Here is a 12032-nt window from a genome sequence, read left to right on the forward strand (position 1 = left end):
TTATAAACAAATGTTAATAACTTAAAGCCTTTAAAACTGATTTTAACGGTAATATAATTTGCGTTTTTATATATTTGCGTGTTATACAAAAATTACATTTTTAGAATAAAGATATGAGCGAAGAAATCAAGAAGGACAATTATTCAGCGGATAGTATTCAAGCATTAGAGGGAATGGAGCACGTAAGGATGCGTCCATCAATGTATATAGGTGATGTAGGTGTAAGAGGTTTGCACCACTTGGTATATGAAGTAGTAGATAACTCTATTGATGAGGCTATGGGTGGCCATTGCGATACCATTAGGGTAGATATCAACGAAGATGGTTCGATTTCTGTTGAAGATAATGGTCGTGGAATTCCTGTTGGTATTCACAAAAAAGAAGGTGTATCTGCGCTTGAAGTTGTAATGACAAAAATTGGTGCAGGAGGAAAATTCGATAAAGATTCTTATAAAGTATCTGGAGGTTTACACGGTGTGGGTGTATCTGTAGTAAATGCATTATCAAACCATTTAAGAGCAACTGTTCATAGCAGTGACGGTAAAATATACGAGCAAGAATACGAAAAAGGGAAAGCGTTATATCCAGTAAAACAAATTGGAGAAACGACAAAGAGAGGTACGATTGTAACTTTTTACCCAGATCCAACTATTTTTACTCAAACTATTGAGTATTCTTATGATACACTTTCGGCACGTATGCGTGAATTGTCTTTCTTGAATAAAGGAATTACAATCACTTTTACTGATAAAAGAGAATTAGATAAAGATGGGAATTTTGTTTCTGAAGTTTTTCATTCAGATGAAGGATTAAAAGAATATATCCGTTATTTAGATGGTAATAGAGAACCTATTATTGCGCATGTAATATCAATGGACCACGAAAAGGGAGAAATTCCAGTTGAGGTGGCTTTGATTTATAACACCAGTTATACCGAAAATATTTTTTCATACGTAAATAATATCAATACGCATGAAGGTGGAACGCACTTGCAAGGTTTTAGAACGGGTCTAACACGATCTTTGAAAAAATATGCTGATGCATCTGGAATGTTAGATAAATTAAAGTTTGATATTTCTGGTGATGATTTCCGTGAAGGTCTTACGGCAATTATTTCTGTTAAGGTTGCTGAACCACAGTTTGAGGGTCAGACTAAAACGAAACTTGGAAACAGAGAAGTTGTTTCTCCAGTAAGTCAAGCGGTGAGTGAAATGATTGAAAATTATTTGGAAGAAAATCCAAATGATGCTCGAATAATAGTTCAAAAAGTAATACTTGCAGCTCAAGCCCGTCACGCAGCTAAAAAAGCTCGTGAAATGGTACAGCGTAAAACTGTAATGGGTGGAGGCGGATTGCCAGGTAAACTTTCAGACTGTTCTGAACAAGATCCTGCAAAATGTGAAGTATATCTTGTCGAGGGAGATTCGGCAGGTGGAACCGCCAAGCAAGGACGTGATCGCGCCTTTCAAGCAATTTTGCCATTACGTGGTAAAATTTTGAACGTAGAAAAAGCAATGCATCACAAAGTTTTTGAAAACGAAGAGATCCGAAACATTTTTACAGCACTTGGTGTTACAATTGGAACCGAAGAAGACAGTAAAGCATTAAATATATCAAAGTTACGTTACCACAAAGTTATTATTATGTGTGATGCCGATGTCGATGGTAGTCACATTTCTACGCTAATCTTAACGTTTTTCTTCCGTTTTATGAAAGAGTTAATAGAGGAAGGTCACGTATACATTGCAGCACCACCTTTATATTTAGTTAAAAAAGGAAATAAAAAGGAATATGCTTGGAACGATGTACAACGCGATCAGGCGAATGAAAGAATGGGCGGAAGCGCAGGAATTCAACGTTATAAAGGTCTTGGAGAAATGAATGCAGAGCAATTGTGGGAAACGACTATGGATCCAAGCTTTAGAACATTACGTCAGGTAACTATTGACAGTTTAGCCGAAGCAGATAGAGTTTTTTCTATGTTAATGGGTGATGAGGTTCCTCCAAGAAGAGAATTTATAGAGAAAAATGCAGTGTATGCTAATATTGATGCTTAATTTTAAAATACAATAGAAACCAATAAACATTAAATAACCAAAATAACAATTAACCGAATAAACTTAATAATATGAAAGTTACCATTGTAGGCGCAGGAAATGTAGGTGCGACATGTGCTGATGTGATTTCTTATAGAGGAATTGCTAGCGAAGTAGTTTTGCTGGACATAAAAGAAGGTTTTGCCGAAGGTAAAGCGCTCGATATTATGCAATGTGCAACAAATACAGGTTTTAATACCAAAGTGTCTGGCGTTACAAATGATTATGCAAAAACTGCTGGAAGTGATGTAGTGGTAATTACATCTGGAATACCAAGAAAGCCAGGTATGACACGCGAGGAGTTAATAGGTATAAATGCAGGAATTGTGAAAACGGTTGCTGAAAATGTATTGAAACATTCTCCAGATACCATAATAGTTGTAGTTTCAAATCCTATGGATACAATGACTTACTTGGCATTGAAATCTACAGGATTACCAAAAAATAGAATTATAGGAATGGGTGGGGCTTTGGATAGTTCTCGCTTTAGAACGTATTTGTCTCTAGCATTAGACAAGCCAGCAAATGATATTTCAGCAATGGTTATCGGTGGGCATGGAGATACAACCATGATTCCATTAACACGATTGGCTTCTTATAATGGGATACCCGTATCTCAATTTTTATCAGAAGAAGAGTTGCAGAAAGTGGCTGCTGATACAATGGTGGGTGGAGCTACGCTGACAGGTTTACTAGGTACTTCAGCTTGGTACGCACCAGGAGCTTCTGTTGCTTTTCTAGTAGATAGTATTTTGAACGATCAAAAGAAAATGATTGCGTGTTCCGTTTTTGTTGAAGGTGAGTATGGTCAAGAAGATATTTGTATCGGTGTACCGTGTATCATTGGTAAAAATGGTGTAGAAGAAATTCTGAATATTGAATTAAATGATTCTGAAAAGGCTTTGTTTGCCAAAAGCGCTGATGCTGTGCGACAAATGAACGATGCCTTAAAGGACATTTTATAGAAATATCAAATATATAAGAATTCAAAGACTGCTAGTTGCACAGCAGTCTTTTTCTTGATATTAATCAATAAATAAATTGGTTAATCATAACCTTAATTATATATTTGCTCGGTTTAAAAAAAATACTACGGTATAAAATCTATTTTTTTTCTTGTTTGTAATAATTAAAAAACTGATTTTCAATGCTTAAGTTGAAATTATAATATAAAATAATTAATTTTTAGTAATAATGCAGAATAAAGGACTTATTAAATTTTTCGCAATTCTATTTGCATTGGTAAGTATTTACCAACTTTCTTTCACTTTTTTGGCCAATAACATCAAAAGTGATGCTAAAGTTTTTGCAGGAGATAATCCTGATAAAGAGTTGAAATATTTAGATTCTATTGGTAAAGAAAAAATATTAAACCTTGGATTTACTGATTTTACATATGATGAAGTAAAAAACAAACAAATCAACAAAGGTCTTGACTTAGAAGGAGGAATTAACGTAATTCTTCAAATTTCTATCAAAGATGTTTTGAGAGGTTTATCAAACAACTCTAAAAACCCAGTCTTTAATAAGTCGCTAGCTGATGCTTCGGCTAATTTTGAAGGAAACAAAACATATTTAGATAAATTTTACGAGGCTTTTGATGCCAATTCAAAAGGAACTGTAAAATTAGCTTCTCCAGATATTTTTGCAAACAGATCTTTGCAAGGTGAAGGTGGTGTGAGTTTTCAAATGACTGATGCTGAGGTTCAAAAAGTTATCAAGAGAAAAGTAGACGAATCTATTGAAAGTGCTTTTAAAGTACTAAGAGAGCGTATTGACAAATTTGGAGTAACGCAACCTAACATTCAAAAATTAGGAGAAACAGGAAGAATTCTTGTGGAACTTCCTGGGGCTAAGGATGTTGATAGAATTAAAAAATTATTAGGAGGTAAAGCACAACTTGAATTTTGGGAAACGTACAAAATTGAAGAAGTTGGTAATTTCTTAATGGCTGCTAATGAAGCATTGAAAAAAACTGAAATCAAAACAAATGTTGTAAAGCCAGTTGTAAAAGATTCATTGAGCGCGTTATTAACTGATACAAAAGATTCAACAGCTGCAAAAAAAGGACAAAATCCTTTGTTTGATAAAATAGTAAGTCAAGGAGGCGGGCCGGTTTTAGGTTTGTTTTCTCCTAAAGATACTGCTACTATTAATACGTATTTTAAAAGACAGGATATAAAAATTTTATTACCTGCAACATTGACTTACGCTAAATTTGTTTGGGGTAAACCTCTTAATATTACTGATGATAAGCAAAAGCAAATTGAAGTAGTAGAATTATACGCTTTACGCGGTAACAGAGATAACAACCCAGCAATGGTTGGCGCTGTTGTAACGGATGCAAAAGATACTTTTGATCAGTTAGGAAAACCTGCTGTTTCAATGCAAATGAATTCTCAAGGTGCTAAAGGTTGGGAAGAATTAACAGGTAGAGCATTTACTCAAAAAAGTAATATAGCCATTGTTTTAGATAATGTAGTGTATTCTGCTCCAGGAGTAACTAGTGGACCTATTTCAGGTGGAAGATCTGAAATTTCTGGTGCATTTGACGTAACAGAAACTAAGGATTTAGCTAACGTACTTAATGCGGGTAAATTACCAGCTTCGGCTGATATTATTCAGTCAACTGTAGTAGGTCCTTCATTAGGTCAGGCTTCTATTGACGCTGGATTGACATCATCAATCATTGGATTTTTACTAGTTTGTTTCTGGATGGTTTTTTACTACGGAAAAGCAGGTTGGTATGCTAACTTAGCCTTATTATTAAACTTATTGTTTTTGTTCGGTATTATGGCAAGTTTTGGTTTTGTATTAACATTGCCAGGTATTGCAGGTATTGTATTGACTTTGGGTACAGCGGTAGATGCGAACATCATTATATACGAAAGGGCTAAAGAGGAATTACGTGATGGTAAATCTTTATCAGAGGCTGTATCTTCGGCCTACGGATGGCATGGTGCAATGCGTTCTATCATTGATGCAAACGTTACACACGTATTAACTGGTGCGATCTTGTTTATTTTTGGAACAGGTCCAATTAAAGGTTTTGCATTAACATTACTTATAGGTATAGCGACATCATTATTTACATCAATTTTTATTGCAAGAATTTTTATTGATAAAAATATAGCTGGAAAAGCTGATTTAACGTTCTGTACCAATATGACTAAAAATTGGTTTACAAACTTTAACTATGACTTTATCAAAATCAAAAAATTTACTTACATCTTCTCTTCAGTTGTTGTAGTTGTAAGTTTGATTTCTATTTTCTTTGTTAATGGTTTAGATCAAGGAGTTGATTTTGTGGGAGGTAGAACTTTTCAAGTTAAATTTGAAAAATCAATAGATGCTTCTGTAGTTTCAGAAGAATTATCAACGGCATTTGGTACTCCAGTAGAAGCTAAAGTTCTAGGTGATGATGATCAATTGAAAATCACTACTAAGTATAAAATTAAAGAAGATGGTATTGCAGTAGATAAAGAGGTAAATGAAAAATTATACAATGCACTAGCTAAGTATTTTCCCAACACATCTTATGATAAATTTACCAATACTTTTGACGGTAAGAAAGTTGGAGTGTTACAAGCTTCTAAAGTTGGTGCTTCTATCTCTGAGGACATCAAAACAAATTCTTACTGGGCTGTTTTAGGTGCTCTTGCAGTTATCTTTTTATACCTTATGATCTCTTTCCGTAAGTGGCAGTATTCATTAGGTGCGATTGCAGCCGTAGCGCATGACGTTATCTTTGTATTAGGAATTTACTCTTTATGTTACAAATTCATGCCTTTCCACATGGAAATGGACCAACACTTTATTGCTGCTATTCTTACTGTAATTGGGTATTCAATGAATGATACGGTAATTGTATTTGACAGAATTAGAGAGTTTATTTTAGGAAAAAGAAAAGGAAGTTTTGAGAGTATTGTAAATGCATCGATTAACACTACTTTATCAAGAACTTTAAATACTTCATTGACAATGATTTTAGTACTATTGACTATGTTCCTTTTTGGAGGTGAGTCAATCAGAGGATTTATTTTTGCAATGTTAGTAGGTATTATTGTGGGTACATATTCATCTTTATTTATTGCTACCCCAGTTGTAGTAGATACTTTTACTAAAGAGGATAAAAGCACAATTGAAAAAGAACATGCTGCAGAATAATTTATAGTAGTATTGCTATTAAAAAAAAAGGTTCAACGTAAGTTGAACCTTTTTTTGTTATTATTGTACCTTAATATTTAATCTCTTTGCATGAAATCGTATTTGTTTTTTATTTCAACCTATTGGATGATTGCTTTTTCCTTTGTGAGTAATGCTCAGGAGATTCAGGATGATACAAAAATTGGTTTTTCCATAGGATATGGTAGTGAGTTTAAAAATAGAAATTATACCTATTCAAATCAATATTTAAAGTTACAATTTTTGACCACTTTTAAAAAGACTAAAAAATTTAGCTATGATTTGGTTCTGCAACCTGAGTATAATAGAGGTACACATCAACTTTTAAATCTCTACTTTGTTAAACCTGAAGAGGAAAATTATATTGAAAAAAGAGAAAAGTATACGAAATTAAAGACCTGTAATGAATATGTTCTGAATGTAGGATTGTTGATGCGTTTTTCTTTTTCAAAGAGATCTAATATTTATCTGCTAGGAAGTGTAGGTCCAATGTATATTGATACTGCAACAGAGCGATTATCAAAAGGTTTTGCTTTTGCAGATGTTTTAGCTTTGGGTTTTAACTATAAAATGGGACAATTTATACTAGATGTAAGACCTAATTTAAGGCATACTTTTAATGCAGGGCTTCAAAGTAATAATTCTGGTTTTAATACTAAAAACATTGAATTTGGAATTCTTTATACTCCAAAAAAAAAGCGTTAAATCTATATTGAATTAACGCTTTTTGTATATGAAAAATGTTTGTCTAGTTTTTTTTAGCTTTGATAACAAAATACAAGCCTATTAATACAAAGGGTATACTAAGCCATTGTCCTGTTGAAAATAACCCAAGTGCATTTTCAAAACCTCCTTGGCTTTCCTTAACAGATTCAACGATGAATCGAACTGTGAATAAAAGGACTAAGAACATCCCGAATATATAACCACTGTAATTTCTTTTATCGGTCTTCCAATACAAGAAAAATAATGCAGCAAATACAAAAATATAAGCAAAAGCTTCGTACAGCTGAGTTGGGTGTTTAACGGGTACTTGTTCTAGTAGTGTTGCAAAATTTGGGTCATTTGCAATAGCATTATACGCATCGTTAGGATTGGCTATTTGCGTGCTACTAACAGCATCTTGCGGGCTAAAATGATCTCTTAAAAACTTGATTCCAAAAGGTGAATTAGTAACGTTTCCAATAATTTCGGAGTTAAAGAAGTTTCCTAAACGTACAAAAATAGCGCCACTACCAACCGGAATAACAACACGATCTAAAATCCATAATTGAGGCCTTTTTAAAATATTTTTGCTGTAAAAATACATGGCAATGATGATAGAAATAGCAGCACCATGACTAGCCAATCCTTGAAATCCTGTAAATTCCCATCCTTGAATAATATTAAATAGTGATTCATTTGGGTTTTCTTTTACTGGTAATAAAATTTCTGCTAAATGGTTGCGATAATATTCCCAATCGTAAAAAAAGACATGGCCCAAACGAGCTCCTGCTAATGTGGCAAGGACAGTCCAAATGAACAAAGAATCTAGTTTTTCAATAGATTCTCCTTCTCTTTCGAATATGTGTTTCATGATATACCAGCCTAAACCAAAGGCTACAACAAACATTAAACTGTAAAATCTAATCATGAAAAAACCTAAATCAATTCCTTCTGATGGGTTCCAAACTAAGTTTAATGCGTGTGTCATGTGTTTTTTTTAATTTTGTATCGTAAAAATAGTGATTATTATAAGAGAAGATATTAACTCTTTGTTGTTTTTTTGGGTACTGGATCATATCCTGTTTTTCCCCAAGGATGACAGCTAAAAATACGTTTTACACCAAGAAAAGTTCCGTAAAATAAACCATGTACTTGCAAAGATTCAATCATATAATGTGAACATGTAGGTTCAAAACGGCATGCTGCTGGTGTAAATGGAGAAATTGCGACTTGATAAAACCGTACTAAAAAGACAAACGGAAAAATTACAACTTTTTTGATCATGTTTTTTGCTTGTCTCTTATAAACTAGTTAATGCTAAACGTAGTTCCCTCTTTACCGTCTTTTAATTGAATTCCAAGTGCAATTAATTGATCTCGAATTTGATCGGACAAAGCAAAGTTTTTATTTTCTCTTGCTTGTTTTCTCATTTCGATAAGCATGTTTACGGTGCCTTCTAATTTATTATTTGTAGTATCTGATATTTTTTCATCTTCTAATCCTAAAACATCAAATACAAAACCTTGCATTGTTGTTGTAAAAAGATCTAAATCCTCTTGATGTAGCGTTTCTTTATTGTCTTTTAAAAGATTTACGAATCGAACTCCTTCAAATAATTGTGCAATTAAGATAGGGGTATTAAAATCATCGTTCATAGCATCGTAACATGATTGTATCCAGGCAGGAATGTCTATCGTACTTGCATTTGAAACAGGAATTTCTGAAATTGAATTCATAGCTTCCATAAGTCTTTTAAAGCCTTTTTCAGCTGCAACAATAGCGTCATCAGAAAAATCAAGAATACTTCTGTAATGTGCCTGTAACATAAAAAAACGCGCTACTGATGCTGAGAAGGCCTTACTTAAGATCGTGTTTTCACCGGTCAAAATCTCTCGGGGTAAAATATTATTACCGGTAGATTTTGCCATTTTTTTACCATTTAGTGTTAGCATATTTGCATGCATCCAATAGTTCACAGGAGTTTGTCCTGTGCAAGCCTCATTTTGTGCAATTTCACATTCGTGATGTGGAAACTTTAAATCCATCCCTCCACCGTGAATGTCAAAATGATTTCCTAAATATTTGGTGCTCATGGCAGTACATTCTAAATGCCATCCTGGGAAACCATCACTCCATGGTGAAGGCCAGCGCATGATATGTTGCGTTTCTGCTTTTTTCCAAAGCGCAAAATCTTGAGGATTTCTTTTATCACTTTGTCCATCAAGATCACGTGTATTGGCAAGCATGTCTTCAATGTTACGGCCACTTAATTTGCCGTAATTGTTTGTTTCGTTAAATTTAACAACATCAAAATAGACAGAACCATTGGCTTCATAACCTATTCCTGAAGCAATTATTTTTTTTACAATTTCAATTTGTTCAATTATATGACCAGTTGCAGTAGGTTCAATACTTGGAGGTAAAAAATTGAAAGCACTTAAAATATCATGAAAATCTACGGTATAGCGTTGTACTACTTCCATAGGTTCTAATTGTTCTAAACGCGCTTTTTTTGCAATTTTATCTTCACCTTCATCTACATCATCTACAATATGACCAACATCCGTAATGTTACGCACGTAGCGAACTTTATAATCTAAATGCAAGAAGTATCTAAAAATCATATCAAAAGACATGAATGTTCGTACGTTTCCTAAATGGACATTGCTATATACCGTTGGACCACACACGTACATGCCTACATTTCCCTCAATTATAGGTTCAAAAAGTTCTTTTTCTCCAGATAATGAATTGTAAATTCTGAGTTTTTGGTTGCTGTATAATGGCATTTCGACTTATTGTTTTTCTCATTTAATCCAACCTTTTATGTATGGGCTAAAAATGTGAATGAATAATTAATAATTACTTATTGCGTTCTTGTACTTTTTGATATTTATTCTTTAATAAGTGAGTACAGTTTTAGAATTTGGTTTCTAATTTAATGTAGTCTAAGAACTCTCTTCTAGTAACTGCATCTTTGAATTTCCCTCCAAATTCGGATGTTACAGTACTACTTTCAATATCACTAATACCTCTAGAGTTTACGCAAAGGTGTTTTGCATCTATCACACAAGCTACATCTTCAGTGCCAAGCGCTACTTGTAATTCTTGCACAATTTGCATGGTTAAACGCTCTTGAACTTGAGGTCTTTTTGCATAATATTCTACGATACGATTCATTTTGGATAAACCAATAACTGTTCCGTTTGAGATATACGCTACATGAGCTCTACCTATGATAGGCAATAAATGATGTTCACAAGTAGAATACACGATAATATTCTTCTCCACCAACATTTCTCCATATTTGTAATTGTTGTCAAATGTTGATGCTTTTGGTTTTCTATTAGGATTTAATCCACCAAAAATTTCTTTCACAAACATTTTTGCTACTCTATTTGGTGTTCCTTTAAGACTATCATCCGTTAAATCCATTCCTAAAGTAAGGAGTATGTTTTCAACATCTTTTTTTATTTTTTCGATTTTGTCATCATCAGAGATGTCAAATGCATCTTTTCTAATTGGATTTTTTGCGGACAAACTCACGTGATTGTCACCTATTTCGTCTTGAAATTCTTCGTTTTTTATCATTAAAAGAAACTATTATAGTGGGTATATTTATTCAAGCGGTAAAGATAATAATAAATAACAAAGTTTTTCAATGACGCTTACTATTTAAGAGTACTTTATGGCTTTGCCATTTGTTTTTTACTGTTTTATTCTAAAAAAAAGAAAGGCAAATCTACTGTAGATTTGCCTTTCTTTTTATAGATAAAATTTTTTTATAACGCGTTGTAAGCAGTAATTGCAGCTTTTAAAATGGCAACTGCTTTTATTAAATCTTCTTTCTTTAAGACATACGCTATTCTAACTTGATTTAGTCCCATTCCTGGAGTTGAGTAAAAACCAGCAGCTGGTGCAACCATTACAGTTTCTCCATTCAAATCAAAACTTTCTAGTAACCACTGTGCAAAAGCATCAGCGTTATCTATTGGCAATTGTGCGATACAGTAAAAAGCACCTTTTGGCTTGCTAATCACAACACCATCTATTTTGTTTAATTCTTCAATTAGGGTATCACGTCTTTCTCTATATTCTGATATAACTTCGTCAAAATAAGATTGTGGTGTGTCTAGAGCTGCTTCGCTAGCAATTTGTTCAATAGTGGGAGGACTCAAACGTGCTTGTGCAAATTTCATAGCCGCTGCCATCACTTCTTTATTTTTTGATGTGATACAACCTATTCTTGCGCCACACATACTGTAACGTTTTGATACAGAATCAATCATTATGGCGTGCTCCTCAAGTCCAGGAATGCTCATTACAGAATAATGTACATCACCATCGTAAGTAAACTCACGGTACACTTCATCAGATATTAAGAATAAATCATGCTTTTTTACAAGTTCTGCTAGTTGCAAAATTTCTTCTTTTGAGTATAAATAACCTGTTGGATTTCCAGGATTACAGATTAAAATTGCTTTTGTTTTTGGTGTAATTAACTTTTCAAAGTCGGCTACGGCAGGTAATGCAAAACCGTTTTCGATATTTGATATCACTGGAACAACGGTAACACCTGAAGCAGTTGAAAAACCATTGTAATTAGCATAAAAAGGTTCAGGGATAATAATTTCATCCCCTTGATCCATGGTACTTCCCATTGCAAATAGCAATGCCTCAGAACCTCCAGTGGTAATGATGATATTTTCTGTAGACACATCAATACCTTGCTGAGTATAATAATGTGATAATTTTTCACGATACGATTCATTTCCAGCAGAATGACTGTATTCTAAGATGGTTAAGTCAATATTTTTTACAGCTTGCATTGCAACTTCAGGAGTTTTTATGTCCGGTTGTCCAATGTTTAAGTGGTATACTTTATGACCTTTCTTTTTTGCAATTTCAGAGAATGGGACCAATTTACGTATTGGTGATTCAGGCATTTGTTTGCCTTTGTTCGATATAGTTGGCATAATTTTGAATTATTGATGTACAAAATTGCGATTTTTTTTCGAAAGTAAATGCAATAAAAAGGTTTATCAA

The 12032-nt window shown here is 33.5% G+C and carries 9 protein-coding genes; 4 read left to right on the forward strand and 5 right to left on the reverse strand.

The features are described 5' to 3' along the window. The first annotated feature begins 113 nt into the window (after positions 1-113). The 4 genes from gyrB to IQ05_RS12065 all read left to right on the forward strand — a co-directional run bounded on the left by gyrB (position 114) and on the right by IQ05_RS12065 (position 6986). Positions 114-2057 (forward strand): DNA topoisomerase (ATP-hydrolyzing) subunit B, encoded by a 1944-nt coding sequence (gene gyrB / locus IQ05_RS12050; RefSeq protein ID WP_144893298.1) that lies wholly within the window; start codon positions 114-116, stop codon positions 2055-2057. A 71-nt stretch (positions 2058-2128) separates the two neighbouring features. Continuing rightward, complete coding sequence (gene mdh / locus IQ05_RS12055; protein ID WP_144893300.1) at positions 2129-3061, forward strand: malate dehydrogenase; 933 nt, start codon at positions 2129-2131, stop codon at positions 3059-3061. Between the two features lie 229 nt (positions 3062-3290). Beyond that, positions 3291-6263, forward strand: a complete 2973-nt coding sequence (gene secDF / locus IQ05_RS12060) for a protein translocase subunit SecDF (RefSeq protein ID WP_144893302.1) — start codon at positions 3291-3293, stop codon at positions 6261-6263. Between the two features lie 90 nt (positions 6264-6353). Beyond that, complete coding sequence (locus IQ05_RS12065; RefSeq protein WP_244289570.1) at positions 6354-6986, forward strand: acyloxyacyl hydrolase; 633 nt, start codon at positions 6354-6356, stop codon at positions 6984-6986. A 43-nt stretch (positions 6987-7029) separates the two neighbouring features. On the opposite strand, the gene lgt is transcribed toward IQ05_RS12065, so the two are convergent. The 5 genes from lgt to IQ05_RS12090 all read right to left on the reverse strand — a co-directional run bounded on the left by lgt (position 7030) and on the right by IQ05_RS12090 (position 11962). Then, a complete protein-coding gene (gene lgt, locus IQ05_RS12070; protein ID WP_144893304.1) occupies positions 7030-7974 on the reverse strand; it encodes a prolipoprotein diacylglyceryl transferase in 945 nt (314 codons plus the stop codon). Positions 7975-8027: 53 nt separating this feature from the next. After that, the gene (yidD, locus tag IQ05_RS12075; protein ID WP_144893306.1) at positions 8028-8270 is read right to left on the reverse strand and encodes a membrane protein insertion efficiency factor YidD; all 243 of its coding nucleotides are present in this window, start codon (positions 8268-8270) and stop codon (positions 8028-8030) included. A 23-nt stretch (positions 8271-8293) separates the two neighbouring features. Next, a complete protein-coding gene (cysS, locus tag IQ05_RS12080; RefSeq protein WP_144893308.1) occupies positions 8294-9775 on the reverse strand; it encodes a cysteine--tRNA ligase in 1482 nt (493 codons plus the stop codon). A 130-nt stretch (positions 9776-9905) separates the two neighbouring features. Next, the gene (gene folE / locus IQ05_RS12085) at positions 9906-10577 is read right to left on the reverse strand and encodes a GTP cyclohydrolase I FolE (protein WP_144893310.1); all 672 of its coding nucleotides are present in this window, start codon (positions 10575-10577) and stop codon (positions 9906-9908) included. A gap of 191 nt (positions 10578-10768) precedes the next feature. Beyond that, positions 10769-11962, reverse strand: coding sequence for a pyridoxal phosphate-dependent aminotransferase (locus IQ05_RS12090; protein ID WP_144893312.1), 1194 nt, complete (start codon positions 11960-11962; stop codon positions 10769-10771). Between the last annotated feature and the right edge of the window lie 70 nt (positions 11963-12032).

Origin of the sequence: Flavobacterium tiangeerense (assembly GCF_007830355.1) — a bacterium.
Taxonomy (GTDB): Bacteria; Bacteroidota; Bacteroidia; order Flavobacteriales; family Flavobacteriaceae; genus Flavobacterium; species Flavobacterium tiangeerense.